At 57.8% G+C, this 18,465-nt stretch carries 17 protein-coding genes, 1 tRNA gene and 1 pseudogene; 2 read left to right on the forward strand and 17 right to left on the reverse strand.

What is annotated here, in order from left to right:
* Positions 1 to 7 precede the first annotated feature (7 nt).
* The 4 genes from BLIJ_RS11715 to BLIJ_RS11730 form a co-directional block, all read right to left on the reverse strand.
* Positions 8 to 1,399, reverse strand: a complete 1,392-nt coding sequence (locus BLIJ_RS11715; protein ID WP_014485168.1) for an FHA domain-containing protein — start codon at positions 1,397 to 1,399, stop codon at positions 8 to 10.
* Between the two features lie 251 nt (positions 1,400 to 1,650).
* Complete coding sequence (gene rplL, locus BLIJ_RS11720) at positions 1,651 to 2,031, reverse strand: 50S ribosomal protein L7/L12 (RefSeq protein WP_012578498.1); 381 nt, start codon at positions 2,029 to 2,031, stop codon at positions 1,651 to 1,653.
* Positions 2,032 to 2,139: 108 nt separating this feature from the next.
* Positions 2,140 to 2,661: a 50S ribosomal protein L10 gene (rplJ, locus tag BLIJ_RS11725; protein WP_007053001.1), complete on the reverse strand. Its 522-nt coding sequence runs from the start codon at positions 2,659 to 2,661 to the stop codon at positions 2,140 to 2,142.
* 268 nt (positions 2,662 to 2,929) lie between these two features.
* Complete coding sequence (locus tag BLIJ_RS11730) at positions 2,930 to 3,760, reverse strand: hypothetical protein (protein WP_012578499.1); 831 nt, start codon at positions 3,758 to 3,760, stop codon at positions 2,930 to 2,932.
* A gap of 254 nt (positions 3,761 to 4,014) precedes the next feature.
* On the opposite strand from BLIJ_RS11730, the gene BLIJ_RS11735 reads away from it, so the two are divergent.
* A complete protein-coding gene (locus BLIJ_RS11735) occupies positions 4,015 to 5,409 on the forward strand; it encodes an NCS2 family permease (RefSeq protein ID WP_012578500.1) in 1,395 nt (464 codons plus the stop codon).
* Between the two features lie 623 nt (positions 5,410 to 6,032).
* Here the strand turns inward: BLIJ_RS11735 and BLIJ_RS11740 are convergent.
* The 8 genes from BLIJ_RS11740 to BLIJ_RS11775 form a co-directional block, all read right to left on the reverse strand.
* A complete protein-coding gene (locus tag BLIJ_RS11740; RefSeq protein ID WP_012578501.1) occupies positions 6,033 to 8,777 on the reverse strand; it encodes a polyribonucleotide nucleotidyltransferase in 2,745 nt (914 codons plus the stop codon).
* Positions 8,778 to 9,052: 275 nt separating this feature from the next.
* The gene (gene rpsO, locus BLIJ_RS11745; protein ID WP_007053775.1) at positions 9,053 to 9,322 is read right to left on the reverse strand and encodes a 30S ribosomal protein S15; all 270 of its coding nucleotides are present in this window, start codon (positions 9,320 to 9,322) and stop codon (positions 9,053 to 9,055) included.
* A 190-nt stretch (positions 9,323 to 9,512) separates the two neighbouring features.
* Positions 9,513 to 10,463 carry an ATP-binding cassette domain-containing protein gene (locus BLIJ_RS11750; protein ID WP_041982147.1) on the reverse strand — a complete coding sequence of 317 codons (951 nt, stop codon included), beginning with the start codon at positions 10,461 to 10,463 and terminating at the stop codon, positions 9,513 to 9,515.
* A complete protein-coding gene (locus BLIJ_RS11755) occupies positions 10,378 to 11,196 on the reverse strand; it encodes an ATP-binding cassette domain-containing protein (RefSeq protein WP_013141334.1) in 819 nt (272 codons plus the stop codon). The genes BLIJ_RS11750 and BLIJ_RS11755 overlap by 86 nt, the downstream gene beginning before the upstream one ends.
* A gap of 54 nt (positions 11,197 to 11,250) precedes the next feature.
* On the reverse strand, positions 11,251 to 11,910 hold the full coding sequence (locus tag BLIJ_RS11760; protein ID WP_012578504.1) for a hypothetical protein: 660 nt from the start codon (positions 11,908 to 11,910) through the stop codon (positions 11,251 to 11,253).
* Between the two features lie 83 nt (positions 11,911 to 11,993).
* Positions 11,994 to 12,194, reverse strand: coding sequence for a lichenicidin A2 family type 2 lantibiotic (locus BLIJ_RS11765; RefSeq protein ID WP_012578505.1), 201 nt, complete (start codon positions 12,192 to 12,194; stop codon positions 11,994 to 11,996).
* A gap of 304 nt (positions 12,195 to 12,498) precedes the next feature.
* Positions 12,499 to 13,659 (reverse strand): hypothetical protein, encoded by a 1,161-nt coding sequence (locus tag BLIJ_RS11770; RefSeq protein WP_014485170.1) that lies wholly within the window; start codon positions 13,657 to 13,659, stop codon positions 12,499 to 12,501.
* Positions 13,653 to 14,357 (reverse strand): response regulator transcription factor, encoded by a 705-nt coding sequence (locus BLIJ_RS11775; protein ID WP_231837836.1) that lies wholly within the window; start codon positions 14,355 to 14,357, stop codon positions 13,653 to 13,655. Before BLIJ_RS11775 ends, BLIJ_RS11770 begins: the two co-directional genes overlap by 7 nt.
* 84 nt (positions 14,358 to 14,441) lie before the next feature.
* Here BLIJ_RS11775 and BLIJ_RS11785 point away from each other — a divergent pair.
* Positions 14,442 to 15,518 (forward strand): annotated as a pseudogene (locus BLIJ_RS11785) (IS30 family transposase).
* A 76-nt stretch (positions 15,519 to 15,594) separates the two neighbouring features.
* Here BLIJ_RS11785 and BLIJ_RS14725 read toward each other — a convergent pair.
* The 5 genes from BLIJ_RS14725 to BLIJ_RS11810 form a co-directional block, all read right to left on the reverse strand.
* A complete protein-coding gene (locus BLIJ_RS14725) occupies positions 15,595 to 16,281 on the reverse strand; it encodes a teichoic acid transporter (protein ID WP_012578510.1) in 687 nt (228 codons plus the stop codon).
* Between the two features lie 337 nt (positions 16,282 to 16,618).
* Positions 16,619 to 17,149, reverse strand: coding sequence for a hypothetical protein (locus BLIJ_RS11795; RefSeq protein WP_014485171.1), 531 nt, complete (start codon positions 17,147 to 17,149; stop codon positions 16,619 to 16,621).
* A gap of 243 nt (positions 17,150 to 17,392) precedes the next feature.
* A tRNA-Gly gene (locus tag BLIJ_RS11800) sits at positions 17,393 to 17,466 on the reverse strand.
* A 178-nt stretch (positions 17,467 to 17,644) separates the two neighbouring features.
* Positions 17,645 to 17,824, reverse strand: coding sequence for a hypothetical protein (locus BLIJ_RS11805; protein WP_012578512.1), 180 nt, complete (start codon positions 17,822 to 17,824; stop codon positions 17,645 to 17,647).
* Positions 17,825 to 17,847: 23 nt separating this feature from the next.
* Positions 17,848 to 18,396, reverse strand: coding sequence for a holo-ACP synthase (locus BLIJ_RS11810; protein ID WP_012578513.1), 549 nt, complete (start codon positions 18,394 to 18,396; stop codon positions 17,848 to 17,850).
* Between the last annotated feature and the right edge of the window lie 69 nt (positions 18,397 to 18,465).

An 18,465-nucleotide genomic window follows, 5' to 3' on the forward strand; every position in this document is an offset into this window, starting at 1 on the left:
TCTCGACTCACTTTCCAACCGCTTCGCGGTATTCCTGATAGCCCTTGTTGTGAGACAGGGCTTCGTCAATATCGGCCTCGCCACGGGCGGCGAGCCAAGAATACATGTCATCGTACAGGTACGGATTCATGGCGAGGAACGCCAGCAATTCAGGATGACGGGCGACTTCGAACTGAACATTGAAATCTTGCGTGGTTTTTGCCTCGTCAGAGGTCAGGCCATCGACTTCGACTGCCGGCTCCTGTGCTTTCAGCTCGCCCTTGGCCACACGCTCGAACACCGAGCCGGGCTCGAAGACTGGGGTGTGTACGCCCGTGGAGTAGATATCAGACGCTTCGGAGACCGACTGCTGAGCGGTTTCGGTTTCGGCAGACGGCTGCTGGTCTGCTACGCCTGCTGCGGTGGATTCTTGATATGCTTCGGCTGCGGTCCGCTGCTGATCGTCCGGTACGTCAGCTGCCGGCTGGTCGGTTTCAGACTGGGCGGTTGCCGGCTGAGCGATCTCAGGCTGGGTGTCTTCAGACTGGACGTTTTCGGCTGACTTGCTTGCGCCAGCCGCTGCATCGGATTCAACAACCGCCGCCGATGCCACTGCCGGCTCGCTTGTGCTGGGAGAGTGCTTAACGACAGCATGGGCGATGGCATCTACCGGGACAATACCGGAGATTCTGCTGTGCTTGGACGCGGGCGCTACGGTCGACGACTCAGGCTCAGTTTGCTGCTTCGGCAGTACCACGGAGTCCATGGCCTGCTGGGTTTTGCGTTCGGTCTCCTGCTCGGCATGCTGGGCCAGCGCATCCGCGAACAGGTCACGGGGTATGGCCGGCTCATCGTTTTTCGTCACGGGCTGCGTGATATTCAGTGAGCCAAGTTCAAGTTCGTCAACCTTGCGTCGCACATTATCCGCGCTGAAGATGGCGGTCGGCTCGCCGGCCCGCAAATCAAGAATATCGTCGACGGACATATCCGCCGCATCCGGCTCCTGCGGTGCTTCGTGAACCGCATAGCCAAACAAATCAGGCACCTTGAGGTCGAGCGGCTTTGCCACTGGATCGTCGAGACGAATGAAGTCCGCAGGCACATCACCGAACTGCATGCGCATGGGAGACGCCGGCAATAGGAACTCGGTATTGGCCGGCAAGCGCAACAAATCGCCATTTTCCCGCACCACATACGATCCATTGGTCGATCCAAGATCGCGGACCGAGGCCGTACCGTTGCTTTTTACCGTGAACATGGCGTGCCGTTTGGACATCGATTTGGTTTGATCGGCGACGTCAAGGCGGGTGTTGCCATCATCGGCAAGGGGGCGTAACGGCTTACGGCCGATTTCCACGCACTCCCCCGGCTTGACGCTGATCCGGTCGACACCGTTGATCTTCACCGTCCACTCGCTCACCGTGACCGCCTTCCTGGACACACTATTTGAACACACTACGTGCCATTGTGTCATCTTTTACCGGCTTTTGGCGGATTACTGGGCACAGAATTGACAACTTTCGCTCATTGCCAGCTTTGTGATTCCACGCCGGATCGCGTTCTCCGCCTCGCCCTCGTCAACTAGTCTACTCAGTATGCGGAAACCCCGCAGCCTGAAACACAGGTGCGGGGTTCCTCGAAAAGCTGTGATTGCGGCTTATGCCGCACAAATCACTTGAGCTCGACGGAGGCACCAGCCTCTTCCAGCTGAGCCTTGGCCTTCTCGGCGTCTTCCTTCTTGGCCTTCTCGAGGACGGCCTTCGGAGCGCCGTCGACAAGAGCCTTGGCCTCGGCCAGGCCGAGGGAGGTGATGGCGCGGACAGCCTTGATGACCTGGATCTTCTTGTCGCCGACGGCGGAGAGGATGACGTCGAACTCATCCTTCTCTTCCTCGGCCGGAGCGGCGGCACCGGCAACAGCGGCGACGGCGGCGACCGGAGCGGCGGCCTCGACGTCGAACTTCTCCTCGAAGGCCTTCACGAACTCGGAGAGCTCGACCAGGGTCATCTCGCCGAAGGCTTCCAGCAGCTCATCGTTGGTGTACTTAGCCATTATGGCTTCCTTTCAATCTTGGCGGCGGACGAAGTGGTAGATCCGCTGCCTAATAAACCTTATTGTTTAAATTATCGAAGCGACTGATTCATGCCGTGAGGGCGTAAATCAGGCAGCCTTCTCCTGCTTTTCGCGCAGGGCGTCGATCGTGCGCACAGCCTTGGTAGGCAGGGCGTTGAACAGGTACGCGGCCTTGGCCATCGATGCCTTGATGTCGCCGGCGAATTCGGCAAGCAGCTGCGGGCGGGACTTGAGGTCTGCCAGCTTCTTGGCGCCCTCGGCATCGTAGACAGTGCCGTCAGCGGCGGCACCCTTGATGACAAGAGCCTTATTGTCCTTGGCGAAGTCACGGATGACCTTCGCAGCCTCGATGAAGTCGCCCTTCACGAAGGTGATGGCGGTCGGGCCGGAGAGAATCTCGTCGAGACCCTCAATGCCCGCTTCCTTGGCGGCGATGCGTGCCAGCGTGTTCTTTGCCACGGTGTAGGAAGTATCGCGGCCTAGCTTTTCACGCAGATCGGAAATCTGCGGAACGGTAAGCCCGCGGTACTCGGTCAGGTAGACGGCGTCAGCGTTACGGAATTCTTCCGTAAGCTGAGCGACTACCGCTTCCTTTTCGGGCCTCTTCATGGCGTTCCTTCCTAAGTCGGCCGTTGACTTGGAGTTCGGAACTTTCGGCCGGGCAACAAAAAAGCCCTGCACACAGGCAGAGCAATACAATCTCGCGAAGCGACCTTCGCCGGCCCTTGACGGGCTTATATCTCTCAACCTGCGCTGGCTTGGCGAACCAAACTTCGGAAATGCACTCGCGCGCACTTCAACCAACGGTCTGTGGTTTACAGATGATTAGACTACGGATGGTCAGCGACATTGCAGAATTCGGGCGTGTCGCGGGGCGTTACAGCGCGGCGGCGTACTGGGCTACGGACGCGGTGACTTCCTTCAGATAGTCGAGCGAGCGACGCCAGTGGCCGGGCACCTCGATCGAATGGTTGGCATCCGGGCATTCGTGCACGTGCGGGGTGAGCGCGTTGGCGCGGGCTCGATCGTAGAACGGATCGGCGGTGCCGGCGCAGATCAGCGGTGCCGGGCCGGAGTATCGGGAGCTGGCGGCGTGCGACTGGCCGGCCGGTTCTGCGCGGATGATCGCCCTTGCTTCGGCCACGCTCGGGGCCTCGGCTTCGGCGACGATATCATCGCCGACAGCCGGCACCGGAATCACCCGGGCGGATGGATCGAAATCGGCGTGATGCAGCACCGGGGTCAGCAGCACGAACGGCAGACCGTAGTGTGAGGCCACATGTGGGTAGGTCATCGTCGTCAGCGACTTGCCGATCAGCAACAGGCGAGGGCCGGACGGGGTGTCGGAATCACGGTTCGGCGAGCCCGCTGCGCCATCGGCCAGCACGGTAGCAGAATCATCGGCGGCAACGCCATCCCCGGAATCACCGGCTTTACCCGCGCCGGACTCGCGCGCGGCGGCCACCCAGCCGTCAATCGCCTGATTGAGGACCGGAATCACCGTGGACAGGTCGTCGGAAGCGTTGCGTACGTTCATGCGGTCGATTCGCCAGCCGGCCTCGACCAGAGCCTGGGCCGACCAGTAGAGCAGCGGGCGGTCGCAGTTGTAGCCGGTGCCGGGCATCAGCAGTACGCGGCCGTACTCCTGGCCGGGTTTGACGACGTTCTTCTTCCAAGAGGTGATGCTGACTTCGACGGCCGGTTTCATCGCGCGCCTTCCTTCCACGGGTGTGCCCTGCGTGTCCCCTGAGTTGTTCCGAATTATTCTGGCAGTCAGTCTACTCCCGGACCCGTTCACGTTACCTTCACAAGCTATAATCGGCCACGGTTCTGATTGGGTGCGCAACACCTGACGCGCGTTGGGCAGGCCGATCAGGGCGAGTCGCAATTCTCGCCGGGGCCAGCCGCAGCATTATGCGCGCGGTGCGCAGCCCCGCATAAACCCAAGGAAGTAGAGAGTAGATGGAGAAATTCTTCCATTTGAAGGAAAACGGCACGACCGTCTCGACTGAGATTCTGGCCGGCCTGACCACGTTCTTCGCGATGGCCTACGTCATCGTCGTCAACCCGCAGATCCTGTCGCAGACGGGCATGCCGTGGGGCGGCGTGTTCCTGGCCACCATCATCGCCGCCATCATCGGCACCCTGGTCATGGGCCTGTTCGCCAACGTGCCGTACGCCCAGGCCGCCGGCATGGGCCTCAACGCGTTCTTCACCTACACCGTATGCTTCGGCCTCGGCTTCACCTGGCAGCAGACCATGTGCATGGTGTTCCTGTGCGGCCTGATCAACATCCTCATCACCGTCACCAGAATCCGCAAGATGATCATCCTGGCCATCCCCGAGCCTCTGCAGCGCGCCATCGGCGGCGGCATCGGCCTGTTCGTGGCCTATGTGGGCATGCTGAACGTCGGACTGATCAAGTTCACCCCCGGCGACCCGAAAGCCGCGGCCAAGGGAGGCGCCGTGGCGGCGACCCCGGGTCTGGCCGACTTCAACGACAAGGTGCTGTGGGTCTTCCTGATCGGCCTCGTACTGGCCATTGTGTTCACCGTGATGAAGGTTAAGGGCGGCATGCTGCTGGCCATCGCCATCACCACCGTGATCGGCATCCCGTTCGGCGTTACCACCTGGTCCAACTCGCAGTCCATCAGCGAAACCTTCTCCCAGCTGCCGCAGACCTTCGGCGCGATCTTCTCCGCTGAGGGCTTCCCGGCGCTGTTCTCCGACGTCTCCAAGCTGCCTCTGGTCATCGTGACCATCTTCGCCTTCTCCATGTCCGATACGTTCGACACCCTGGGCACTTTCATCGGCACCGGCCGCCGCACCGGCATCTTCTCCGCCGAGGATGAGAAGGCTCTGGAGAACGGTCACGGCTTCTCCTCCAAGATGGACAAGGCCCTGTTCGCCGACTCCATCGCCACCTCCATTGGCGCTATCTGCGGCACCTCGAACACCACCACCTACGTCGAGTCTTCCGCCGGCATCGCCGCAGGCGGCCGCACCGGCCTGACCTCCGTGGTTGTGGCGATCTGCTTCGCCCTGTCCGCGTTCCTGGCCCCGGTCGTCTCTGCCGTGCCGTCCGCCGCAACCGCCGGCGTGCTGGTGATCGTCGGCTGCATGATGGCCGCCTCCCTGAAGGAAGTCAGGTGGGACGACATCGCCGAAGCCATCCCGGCGTTCTTCGCAGCCGTGTTCATGGCCTTCTCCTACTCCATCTCCTACGGCATCGCCGGCGGCTTCATCATGTACTGCATCGTGAAGACCTGCAAGGGCAAGGCCAAGGAGGTTCACCCGATCATCTGGATTGTGGCCGCGCTGTTCATTCTGGACTTCGTGTGCATGGCGATTCTGTGACGCTGATTGACGACAGATTAGCCTTTAAGGATTAATCCGCCGCCATACGGCATAAAGGCCGGGCTCTCACAAGGGCCCGGCCTTTGTTGTTGCCACAGTGATCAACGCCCATGAGTACCTTCGATGATCATCCGCCATTCAATCAACGGCTGGCCATGACTCGGACATGGCGCGGCACGGCAAGCGGATTTTGCTGTTGGGCATAACAACAGACGAGAGAATAGATCCGGTCGTGAGCAACAGGATAGGTGCCATGCGGTGCCGTGTACAAACTGTTGTCAGTTGTCAACGCTTTTTAGCGTGGCTCCAATCATCTTAATGGCTGTTTTCCGCCATTCTTGATGCATGAGAATAGTTGTCAACTGACAACTGAATGTACATGGCAGCAGCACGAGTGCCCTATTCAACATCGAAATATGTAGCGCGAAGAAGCCGAAAAACCAAAAGGCTTCTATACCGAATGAAACGGTATAGAAGCCTTTTGGTTTGCGATTAAGCTCTTCTCACCCGAGAGAAGCTAGAGAACGATCAGTCCTCGAATGCCGAACCGTTAAGCGGGAAGCCCGGTGGGCTTCCCGTAGGTGAGGGGAGCGGCTATGCCGCGACCGATCCGTGAGAGGGCTTTAGTCCTCGAACGGATCAAAGTCGCGACGGACGCGGCGACGCGGGCGCTCAGTACGCTCTTCGCGGTCGGCGCGGTAGTCGTCGTAGTTGTCGTCAGTGGCATAGCGCGGGTTGCGGTCCGAGCCACGGCCACGGCCGCCACGGAAACCGCCACGGCGGTCATCACGATCGCCACGGTCATCACGATCGGCAGAACGACGGCGACGCGGACGATCATCATCACGGGAGTCGCGAGCATCACGGTCATCACGATCATCGAAGTCACGGTCGGCAGAACGACGGCGACGCGGACGATCATCATCGCGATCATCGCGATCGAAGTCACGGTCATCGGAGCGACGGCGACGCGGACGGTCGTCGTAATCATCCTCGAAGTCATCGGAGCGACGGCGACGCGGACGGTCGTCACGATCGTCGAAGTCACGGTCATCGCGATCGGAGCGACGGCCACGGCCGCCACGGCGATCGTCACGATCACCACGGCCACGGCCGCCACGGCGGTCATCGCGATCGCCACGGCTCGGTCGGGCGTTGTTCTCCTGATCCTCGAAACCAGGGATGGCCAGGGAGATCTTGCCGCGATCATCGACACCCTGAACGATCACCTCAACGGTGTCGCCTTCCCTGAGCACGTCTTCGACGGCGTCAATACGCTCGCCGTTGGCCAGGTTGCGGATCTGGGAGATGTGCAGCAGGCCGTCGGTGCCGGGGGTGAGGTTCACGAAAGCGCCGAACGACGTGGTCTTGACGACCTTGCCGTTGTAGGTTTCGCCGGCCTCGGGCACGTGCGGGTTGGCGATGGAATCGATGATGGACTTGGCCTTCTTAGCGGCCTCGCCACCCTCGGAGGAGATGAAGACGGTACCGTCATCCTCGATGGCGATTTCAGCGCCGGTATCTTCCTGAATCTGGTTGATCATCTTGCCCTTCGGGCCGATGACTTCGCCGATCTTCTCAACCGGGACGGAGGTGGTGATGATGCGCGGAGCGAACTCGCTCATCTCGGCCGGGCCGTCGATGCACTCGTTGATGACCTCGAGAATCGTGGCGCGGGCTTCCTTGGCCTGCTGCAAAGCGGCGGCCAGGATGTCGGCGGGGATGCCGTCGAGCTTGGTGTCGAGCTGCAGGGCAGTGATGAACTCGGAAGTACCGGCCACCTTGAAGTCCATGTCGCCGAAGGCATCCTCGGCACCCAGGATATCGGTGAGGGTCTTGAAGATGTGCTGGCCATCAACATCGCCGGACACAAGGCCCATGGCGATGCCGGCAACCGGAGCCTTCAGCGGCACGCCGGCAGCCAAAAGGCTCAGCGTGGAGGCGCAGACGGAACCCATGGAAGTGGAACCGTTGGAGCCGATGGCCTCGGAGACCTGGCGGATGGCGTAGGGGAACTCTTCGCGGCTCGGCAGCACCGGCACGAGAGCCTTCTCGGCGAGGGCACCATGGCCGATTTCGCGGCGCTTCGGGGAGCCGACGCGGCCGGTCTCACCAGTGGAGTACGGCGGCATCTCGTAGTTGTGCATGTAGCGCTTGGACTGCGGACCGGACAGAGCGTCGATCTGCTGCTCCATCTTGAGCATGTTCAGGGTGGTGACGCCCAGAATCTGGGTCTCGCCACGCTGGAACAGGGCGGAACCGTGCACGCGAGGCACAATGTCCACCTCGGCGGACAGGGTGCGGATGTCGCGCAGGCCACGGCCGTCGATGCGGTAGTCCTCGGTCAGGATGCGGCGACGCACGATCTGGCGCTGCAGTTCCTTGAAGGCGTTGCCCAGCTCCTTGTCCTTCTCGGCGTCGTCCATATCGGTGAACTCGTCCGCGAGCACCTCGCGCACGTGCTCCTTGATCTCGTGGATGCGGTCCTGGCGCGGCAGCTTCTCGGCGATGGAGAGGGCCTCGTCCAGATCCTTGTGAGCGATCTCGTCGATGCGGGCATACAGCTCGTCGGTGTACTCCGGGAAGAGCTGGAATTCCTTGGTCTCCTTGGCGGCGATCTTCTTGAGCTCATCCTGAGCCTCGCAGATCACCTTGATGAACGGCTTGGCGGCTTCAAGACCACCGGCCACGACCTCCTCATCGGGCTTGGTCTGACCCTCGTCATAGATGAGGTGCCAGGCGTTCTTGCCGGCACCCGCCTCGATCATGGCGATGGCAACATCACCGTTCTCGACCACACGGCCGGCGACCACGATCTCGAACACGGCGCGCTCACGCTCGCTCCAACGCGGGAAGGCGACCCACTGGCCGTCGATCAGCGCCAGACGCACACCGGAGACCGGGCCTTCGAACGGCAGGCCGGAAATCATGGTGGAGGCGGAAGCGGCGTTCAGGGCGATGACATCGTAAGCGTCATCAGGGTTCACGGCGAGCACGGTCTCGACGACCTGCACTTCGTTGCGCAGGGTGTGCGGGAACAGCGGGCGCAGCGGGCGGTCGATGATGCGGCAGGCGAGGATGGCCTCGGAGCTCGGGCGGCCTTCACGGCGGAAGAACGAGCCCGGAATCTTGCCGGCAGCGTACATCTTCTCTTCAACATCGACGGTCAGCGGGAAGAAGTCGTAGTTCTCCTTCGGGCTGGAACCGGCGGTGGTGGTGGACAGAATCATGGAATCGTCGTCGAGGTAGGCGGCCACAGCGCCATCGGCCTGCTGGGCGAGGCGGCCGGTCTCGAAGCGCAGCGTGCGCTTGCCAAACGATCCATTGTCGATTACGGCCTCAACGGCCTTGATTTCGGGACCCTCCATAGGGTTCCTCCTTCTTTAATTTTCTAATTATTCCTACATACTGTGCTGCGGTTTGGCGACTCGCTTGAACCGCAACTGTCCTCTTCAGCGGACGTCACATACCTTGTTTCGACTGACCCCTTGGCCGTCGTTCCTCGTGTCAACCCCTTCATTCGGGTTCTCTTGTCGGCCTTACCTGCTGGCCTATCCTCTAACCCTCTTGCCGTTGTTGCCGTTGGCTGGCGATATGTAAAACGCCCGAGCACCATCCTAGGTACTCGGGCGGAAGTCTTCAATTATCGACGCAGACCCAGACGCTCGATGAGGGAACGGTAACGGTTGATGTCGACGCGCTTGAGGTAGTCAAGCAGGCGACGACGGTCACCGATCATCAGCTGCATACCACGACGGGAGTGATGGTCGTGCTTGTGCTCCTTGAGGTGCTCGGTCAGGTCGGCGATACGCTTGGACAGCAGAGCCACCTGGACCTCGGGGGAACCGGTGTCACCTTCGTGCGTCGCGTACTCGTTGATAATTTGGGTCTTCTCGTCAGCCGTCAGTGCCACGGCGTCCTCCTTATTGTGTCGTTGCGCGGTGTTTCGTGCAGGTTCGCTCGAAACGCTCTCTATCCGCGGGCGAAATTACGCCAAATGAAAACTATACGGCAGGGGCCGGACTGGGGCCTCATGAGCCGAGGGTGTAAGGGATAAGTTGTAAAGGGTAAGGGTTTAAAGGCGTAAGGGTGTAAGGGGACACTCACTCCTGCCGGTACAGCCGCGAATACAATCCGCCGGCCTGCAGCAGTTCGTCATGCGTACCGGATTCGACGATCTGCCCATGATCCATGACATGGATGCGGTCGAAATCCCGAATCGATGCGAGTCTGTGCGCCACGACGATGCACGCATTGTCGGAGTCGAGCAACGCCGTCATGACATGTCGCTCGGTATCGTTGTCCAGAGCACTGGTGGGTTCGTCCATAAGTAGGAAGTCCGGTCTTCCGACGACCGGATCCATCATCCCCTCGTTGATGCCGGCAACCTCGCACGCCCTGACGATGTCGTCATCCGTCAGCCACGGACGGTGCAGCGTGATATTGTCGCGCAAGGTTTCGTTGAACACCGTGGATTCCTGATGCACATACGCCAGCCTGCCGGCCTTCCATCGGCTGTCCGCGTCGTAAATCCGGCATCCGCCGTCGTTGATGGTCACCGTGCCACAGACGGGTTCGATGAGTCCGGCGAGCAGTTTCAGCAGCGAGGCAAGCAGCATCGTCGCGACCAACGGCGGGAAACCGCTTTGGGCGGCGAGCGACCCATGGTCGACCATATAGCCGGTGCCTGCGGGCACGATCAATGTCAGTCCCTGGACGACGAGCGAGGACAGCAGGCTCAGACCGATGGCGGGCATGTTCCGGCGGAGGAACCCGGTCAGGATGGAGACGGTTCCGCTGCGAGGCCGTATGGGAATGGTTGCGCAGCCGTCGTTTGTCGGTTGCGGAATCAGCACCGCGCCAGAACAGTGGGCCGCGAGTTCGCCGGGCGTATAGGCATGGCGCCCGTTCGCCGGGTCAGCGATGCGCCTTGTTCGATAAACGGGACACGGTGGCGACGCCATGATCTCATGCTTGCCGTCCGCGCGCGGGAAGGCCGAAGTCGACGTGCGTGCGGTCACGCCCGAGCGTGGACGCCTTGGTGAACGCCTCATAGTCGTCGAATTCGGCGAGCATCATATCCTTGACGAGGTGTTTGTCGTCAAGGATGATGATCCGGTCGGCCACATTCCAACAGTATTCGAGGTCATGGGTGACGGTGAGCAAAGTACGCTCGTCGGCGCGAAGCTGGTTGACGTAATCGACGAGCAGCGAGCGGGTGATCGGATCGATGGCGTTGCTTGGCTCGTCGAGCATGATGACATGCGGGTCGAACAGCATGCCGGCGACGATGCCGACCCGTTTGCGCAGACCGGTCGAGAGTTCCGCCACCTTCTTGTCGAGATGCCCCTCCAATTCGAAGGCACGGACGAGCGGCTCATCCTCCAGCCGTTTCGAGTCGACGGTATGGCCGCCGTCCGCGATTCCCTTGCCGGACCGGAACAGCAGTTGCCGGAAGTGGATGTTGTCACGCACGGTCATCGTGCCGACGAGATTGCCGTTCTCGGTCATCTGGAACACGTCGCGCATCGACGGCACCCGACGCCTATCGATCACGCATCGCCCTTCACGGGGGCGCAACAGTCCGACGATGAGTCTGAACAGCGTGGTCTTGCCGACGCCGTTGTATCCGAGGATCGCCAGCGACTGGCCTTGCGGCACGGTGAAGTCGATGTCCTCCAACACGGTCTGTCTCTTCTTGTAGCCGAAGGTGACGTGTTCGACGGCGATGATGGCATGTTCGCCGTTGTCGGTGCGGTCGGCGTGGTTGATGTGGTCGGCGGTCATATTGTCTTTCCTTGTCGTCGATTCGGTTGTGTTCGTATCCGTCATGTCCGGATGTCACAGCTCGATATTGGTGTTGATAAAATATCGAGAGAATAATCTGGTTGAAATACCGATGGCGACCACTACCAATACGACATAACCAACCGAGAACAGGCACAGCGGCATCACGTTGACGACCACAAGCATATATGCCAATTGGAGCAGGATCGCAATCAACACCAAAACCAGTTGTGCCATTGTCGGATCGCTGTTCCGGGAGACATAAACCATCGGCATTGCGCCCAAAGAACAGACGATTGTTCCTAAGACTGATACGATAAGAGCACCAATTGCATCATCTGCTCCAGCGGTTATCTGAAAGCCTGATGACAAAACACGCATAAAAGCCAGATTCAAAAGCACGGAAATCACTGTCAGGATAACAGGAAACAGGCATTTACACCAGCAGTAGCTCCAATAGGAACGACCAGACTGTGTATAGAGCTCAAACAGTCCATCTCGGAAATCCTGATACAGGATGGAGACCATCACCGAGCATGACGAACAGATGAAAAACGGTCCAAACAAGACAGCCCAAGTAAATGGGTCTAGAATGCCTGCGCCACTGACACCCATCTCCACGAATATTGCCGTGACCATAAGGATAAGAACCATACCCCAGTTCTTGAATGACTGGAAACATGCCTTGCAGTCACGAAACAGAATCGCCTTCATGCCACTTCTCCTTAACGATAACAAGTGTCAGGTATGGGTCGGATGTTTTACGCAATCCATACCTGACCCATGTAAAGCAACGTTCACTTGCAGTTCCCACAGGATGCAAGTCGGGTGACGACCGTTACCGAACATGCCGAGAAAGACACGCTCAGAACGGAAACCGCGAACGACAGCGACGCCGGCGCGACGCCATCATCGTTGCGATCGGTCAGCATCGCCATATCGGCCGCCGACAGATCCTCGAAGGATTCACCGACAATGGACTTCTCATTGATGCTCATATAGTCATCCTTAACTAATTCCTGCCCTTCAGGCGAAGAGCTGCTGTAAGCATGACGCGCTTTCTCCCGCTTCGCAATGACTTGTATGCCATTAGGGGACAAGGACTTTTATATGAATCCATGTTGTGCAATGATCGTTGACACACCTCGACGCAAAGGAACCCTCATGAGAGCTTTCAATACTTACGGTACTTGGTTTGACATTCGGAGCGTCAGCCAGCACTCTAAGCAACAGTTCAACGGAGGAAGAAATATCAACATATTCACTATGCCCTGTATGGTTGCCATTATGCCATATCAGAAATTAGGTCAGTAGCGGTAACATGCAATAGAAAGACCATTCTTCGCCGTCTTTTTCATATCTGATGAATCCTCCTTGTCCAGATATCAAACGGGAATATATACTTAGCCCTTTTCTTGCTCCCAAAGTCACACATCGCCGACTCTTTTGTCGACATTTATTCACCTGAACAATATCAACAGCATTATTTGAAAATGTGACAATGACGGAATATTCACTTTTGTCAGCATAGCGTTCAATATTCGTGTAAATTTCACGCAACAGGTTAACGATTATTTGATTCCACGAGTTCGACATTGCGCTGGATACACCGCGAAGAGATGAATGACCGCAAAACCCTTTGTCATGCAACCGACGGTCACTTTCACTCAATGTAGCTTGAATATGTTCGGCAAGACTTACATGAAATACCTCATCTTGTTTATGGTCATCATCCGATAGATAATTCATAACCGAATGCAGATCTTGGAATATCTTATTGATACCGTTCTGCAATTTTCTCCATCGCTTAAGCTCTTCTTCCTTCGATGCATCAATACCTTCCTGCACTATGACCAACATTCGTGTCAACTCACCAGACATGGCATCATGCATCCCCTCAGCAAGCTGTAAGTTATATCGAACAATTTCAGCTTTCTTTTCTAACTCTTTTTTCTTTTCAAGTCCGTTCCTTTGCCGTAGCCAAACCCCTAAAAGAAACACAAACCAAAGCAACACCACCAAATTAATGGAACCATCGAACGAACCAAATTCACTATTCTCCCGATATATCGCATAATTCAGCAAAGCGCTAATAGACAACAGTACCGTTGCCGTCACACCATTCCACCAAACAGCAGCATAGCCTTGAATCGCAAGAGATACCAGAACACCCCATGACTCATCGCATTGCGATAAGCAAGGCATCAATTCATTCAGGAATGCGATGACGATAATCCCCCATGTTGCCGGTACCGGATATAACGGCAACATACTCACAGCAAGCATGTACACGATGCGAATAAACCCATCATTCAAACTCTCAGGAGAATCAAGAATCCATTCGGCGATACATGCGGCAAGACACGTCATGGCCACTATCGATAGAACAAGATTTTTTTTCGATACTCCCAAGCATTTCTTGCGAACCACAAGTATCGTTTTCATTGCCAATCGTCTCAGCATCGTTCCCGCCTCCACCAATAGGCAATCAGTTCGGCTCTGGAAGTAAGATGGAGTTTGTTCTGAGCACGGTCAAGATAGGTTTTCACCGTCCCTGCCGAAACATCCATCATCCGGGCAATCTGAGTGGGCTTATACGACTGTGAATATAGTTCCATGGCATATTTTTCCCGTTCCGACAATCTTTCGATTCTATTCACGGGAAGTCGAACCAGACGATGATATGCAGCATCTACATCCTCGAATCCAATAGTCTCCCCTCCTACTCGAACACAGAGAGTATGACCATCGCTGACGAGCTTGACCGCTTTACACAGTACTGGAAAATCAGCTTTTGACACAATGCCTTGAGCACCACCCTCAGCAGCACGTCGCGCATAGCGAGTTAAACTGAACGATGTCACCGCCAGCAACGGCAACATCCTGTTACGACTTCTGATTTCCCGGCACACCATGTCTCCGGGCATGTCCTCCAGACTCATGTCAACCAGCAGAATGTCCGCTTCATTTGCGGGATCCGTCGCATATTCCAGAGCATCGGTTCCGGTATTCGCCTTCCAAGCTAACCGAACATTCGGCAGATGACGCGACAAGAACGCTGCCAAACCCATCAGCACGAAGTCGTCGTTATCGACTATCGCCAGTCTGATTTCATTTGGGTTCCCCATAGTGCACATGATAGACGTTTTTCGTACGGACATGCCCGCCCCGTTGTCTAATTGAAAGTGCAACACCCGTTGGATTGGAGATTGTCCGGATAACCAGTCCGAAGGGATGTTGCACCTATGGGGGAAACATGTTCGCACCTGTCGGAAGAGGAACGCCAGGTCATCCGGATCGAGATCGGCAACGGCACCAGCATCCGCAGGATCGGTCTGATGCTCGGCCGCAACGCCTCGACGGTCGGCAGGGAGATCGAACGCGACACGTGGTTCCCGTCCAACGAGAACGAGTCCTGACGGCCGTACCGGCCGAAACGGCTGAAGACGGGCCCGTGGACGGGCGGATGCTACATCGCCGGCCCCGCGCGGCGCAAGGCCGACCGCAGGCGCGCCGAACCGCGCAGGCGCTACCGCCTGTCACGCGAACGCCTGTGGGCGCGGGTGGCCGAATGGCTGCGTCGCGGCTGGTCGCCGCTGCTCATCAGCGGCAGGCTGCGCGTCCTGTTCCCCGACGACTCCGCCATGCGCGTGTGCCCGGAGACCGTCTACCGTTGGATCCACGCCGACCGCCATCGCCGTGAACGCTGGGCGCGCCGCCTTCCACGCGGCCACGGGAGGCGGCGCAGGCGTGGCGGCAGGAGGACGTCGCGTTTCCCGATTCCCGGACGGGTTCCCATCTCCGAGCGTCCGCCGGAGGCCGGCGACCGCAGCGGTTTCGGCCATCGGGAGGCCGACGGCGTGATCGGCGCCGGATGCAACCCGCACACCGAGGTCGAGAGGAAGACCAGGTTCCTCATGGCCGGGATCGTGCCCGGCAAGACCGCCGGGGAAAGCGTCGGGGCGCGGCTGGCGATGTTCTCGCCGCTGCCGGCCGGCGCGCGCGGCGGCGTCACGCACGACAACGGCACCGAATTCGCCCGCCACACGCGCCTGCGCGACGGGCCGGGCATGGACACGTGCTTCGCCGACCCGTACTCCAGCCGGCGGCGGGGAAGCAACGAGAACAGGAACGGCATGATCCGCCGGTATCCGCCCAAACGCAGCGAAATCCGGATGGACATGGCCGGGGAACTGCGGGAGATTGTCGACGAGGCCGACAACCGTCCCATGCGCGTGCCGGACTACCGGACGCCCGCCGAGGCATTCGCCGACGAACTGCTGGAATTACAGGACCAACAGGGGTGTTGCACCTCTAAATAGACATCGGGCACACGGTTTGCGCGGTGGTGAGCAGTGAGTGGTGAGTATTGAGCAACGTACGGCGACTCACGTACGCTCACACAGTGGTGAGCAATCCGCCAAACAACACCACGAGCAGGGCGATGGTTTCAATCACGAAGTACAGAATGAAACTCGCCCAGCTTTTGGTCAGCACGTTCAGCGGCGAGGTCTTCCGGATAATCACCAGCAGACCAACAAACACCAGGGCATATACGGCGATGCCGATCGCCGCACCCATAATGCCCAGGTTCGCGGCATTCGCCAGGCCGGCCTGCTTGCCGTAGACCACGTACGTGGAATACCAGAAATTGAGATTGAGCATGCTGAGTCCCGCGATGAACTGCTCGCCGGCCAACCCGATCACAAATACAATCAGCCACGGCCAGGACGGCGAGACGACCACCGCCATCGCCAATCCGACGTACGCAATCACCACGGCCACCCAACCGACCAGCGCGATGCCTTGCGGAGACACTCCCCCGAGCACGGCCACAATGGAGTCAGTATTATTTACCGCCAACGAGCGACCGAACCAGTACGGCGCGATGATGGCGCACAGTACGGCAAGAATAATCAGCGCCCAACGCAACGGATGCGAACGACGGCGCTCGATATCCGCCAGAGACAAATCGGTCTCGGGTATGGAAGCCTCGGGGTGCTTGGAAACCTCGACGGTCTCTAGTTTGCCGCCCACGATTTCCGTCGCCTCGTTAGGTTCTTGCTCGTTGGATTCCTGCTCCATGCACCGCCTCGCCGATTACCTGCTCATTGCCGATTATTGCGATGCCCATCTTAGCGTGCGTGTTGGGCAAGTCTCCGATACGATCGATTACTCGCCCTGGTCCTCACTATGATCCTCGCTACGATTCTCCTTATCCGAATCCGTGGGAGCAACGTCATTATTGCCCGCAGACAAGCCGCTGTTGGCTAATTCGTGCTACTGCCCTATATCCTGATTTTCGGTGTTTTCAGGGTATAGAAAAATCCCCGTAGAGCATACTATGCTCTGCTTTCGATGATTATCGAGGTATAGAACGCGCTTCGGCCCAACAACCATATGCCCCCAAAGGCGGCAACAATTACAAGTTATCCCGCACCATCGCGACGACATCATGATTGATTTTGTTGATGACAGGGTCGGCAAGCATCTCATCAAGAGTCATCCAGCGGCAGTCCTTGGCACCAACATGGAACTCAGTGGAACGCCAGGCGTCAGGCATTACCGTTACGCTAGCGCGGTATAGCGTGTATTCGTAATAACGAACCTCTCCATCATGCTCCGTGGATGGCTTCTCAGAATCCTTCACACAAATGTGAGACAGAGTAAAGTCTTTAGCAGGAATTCCGAATTCATCGGCAAAATACGTCGTCAGCTGACGAACATCCTCATCAGTACTGCTTGCGGTTGCATGATTAGGGAAAAAGTCGCATCCCCAACCTAAATCACGATACAGAAGATATCGGTTAGCATCTTTCACCGCAATGATCGAGCTTCTTCGTTCGGTTCTATCCATGTTGACGATATCCTCATACAGTGTTATGGCATCATACTTATTTCTGCAAGCAGTAATCAAACTCCATACTCCATAGAATATGAAGATAATGCTCAATGCAAGGAGCAATCCTTGAAACATTTGGTCGAGTCCAGATGTGAGAGCAGCAGGAATGTAAAACAATCCTTCGATGATGATGACGACCCATTGGCAATCGGCCCGAAACCAATCTGCTCTTTGTGCTCAAAGAGCTTGGCACGCAGTTCAGCTTCGTCGATTCTCAACACCATGAGTACTAATACTACTCGGGGTAGCTCACCCTTCCGGTATTCCCAATTAGATACACCAACATATAAATAGTGGAGCGGATGACGGGAATCGAACCCGCGTAATCAGTTTGGAAGACTGAGGCTCTACCATTGAGCTACATCCGCGTTAAACGTCGCTTTTGGCGACTTGAGTTATTATACATATTTCTTCGGGAATGGCAAACGCGTGTGGCTGCAGCAGGACCAGCCAATCTAGTTGATGGATTGTGGCTTTGCCGAGGACTCCCCTCAGCCGCCTACGGCGACAGCTCCCTTCAAAGAGGGGCGCTAGAAACCGTCGAAATCACAAATGGATGAGCTGGGACTCGTATGGTTGGAGGTCGGCGCCCATCGCATTCAGAATCACGAACCAGCAGTTTTCGGGCAGCGAGTCGAGCTTGTCGATCTGGTTCTTGAGCAGGCGCACGTCGCGGCTGGTGAGCGCGCTCCACAGGTTAACCATGATGGAGACGTTGTACAGCATGTAGCACTCGGGGGCCTCGGGCGCTATTCCACAGAAATCGTCACCACCGCGGAGGCAATCGGGCCATCGTGGCTCAGGGAAATATGGATATGCGGCATCGACCCCGCACCGAGAGTCGAGCGCTGCGCCGAACGCGCATTCCGTCGCTCCTGCATCACTGTATAAGGCCCGTTATCGGAAGCAGGGGAATAAGCAGAGGAATAGCGAGCGCCGTCAGCCGAATTCGCGTAATCAGTTTGGAAGACTGACGCCGCCCCCTTACCCAGAGACACATGCGGCACACCACGGGAATCGTCCAAGATCTCGATTTCAGGCCACGGGAAATTATCAAGCGTGAACGGATAGGGGGCATCGCCAAGATAATCGCACCAGGCTTTGAGGAACGCCTCCTTGCCCGCCCATTTGGCGGCCAGGTGGACGGCCTCCCCGTCATTCTTCTGGCGCGCGCGGTCGGATGCCTGCCGCACCTCACGCACGGAGAACAGCGCACGCATGCGAGACCCCGGCTCCGCCAACTGTTCGGCGAATGCGGCCACATCCACCACGTCATGCCCCAAACCACAAGTATTCATGCTTCCTATTGTGTACCGCTTCGCGCGTAATCTCTACACCTCATCAGAATTGGGGCCTGATTTCCATTT

The organism is Bifidobacterium longum subsp. infantis ATCC 15697 = JCM 1222 = DSM 20088 (assembly GCF_000269965.1).
GTDB lineage: Bacteria > Actinomycetota > Actinomycetes > Actinomycetales > Bifidobacteriaceae > Bifidobacterium > Bifidobacterium infantis.